Here is a 612-nt window from a genome sequence, read left to right on the forward strand (position 1 = left end):
TACGTCAGGAATTTCGAACGCTTCAAGCAACTCAGCGCGTCCTAGCCACGTCCTAGCTTGTCAGCAAGGTGCAACACTCCCGACCACAGAACTGTCTTATACCTTGGCTGTTTTTGGCAAGGTACGTTGGTTCTAGGTTGTCAGCATGTTTCCTCATAGCTTGTCTGCTGATACCAAAAAGTTCAGCAAGTTCTTTTACTGTCAACATTTGTTTTGGTTATCAGTCCGTTGTCACAAGGGTGCCACCTCGTTTGTTTTTCTTTTAGTATACATGAATTCGCTTTGCCAAGCGAAACCGATTGAATGCAGCAATCAAAGTAGAGGAACATGTAGTAAGAAAACTACATGTTTTCTTCTAGTAATTTTAGTATATAGTCGTCCGCTATGATCTCACCTTGCATGATCAGCCGTAAATGGTCGAAAGGGATTTTTGTGGATTTACTGAGTTGGTTCAGTTCTTCCTCACTCTTGATCCTTTCATAAATTTTTTTGGTTCGTTCGATTCGATCCCATTCTGTATTGGTCAAGTAGCGGGAAAGTTCATAGGTTAGCCGAGAATCCTCTGCACCGTGCACAATATCAACTCCTCTTTTTATGGATTATTATAAAGAC

Annotated in this window: 1 protein-coding gene; it reads right to left on the reverse strand. The window is 41.5% G+C overall.

Going from position 1 to position 612, the window contains the following annotated elements; translation table 11 throughout:
* Positions 1–341: 341 nt before the first annotated feature.
* Positions 342–575 (reverse strand): hypothetical protein, encoded by a 234-nt coding sequence (locus ECA1_RS16695; protein ID WP_005225230.1) that lies wholly within the window; start codon positions 573–575, stop codon positions 342–344.
* Positions 576–612: the final 37 nt, after the last annotated feature.

Source organism: Enterococcus casseliflavus NBRC 100478 (assembly GCF_001544095.1).
Classification (GTDB): domain Bacteria; phylum Bacillota; class Bacilli; order Lactobacillales; family Enterococcaceae; genus Enterococcus_D; species Enterococcus_D casseliflavus.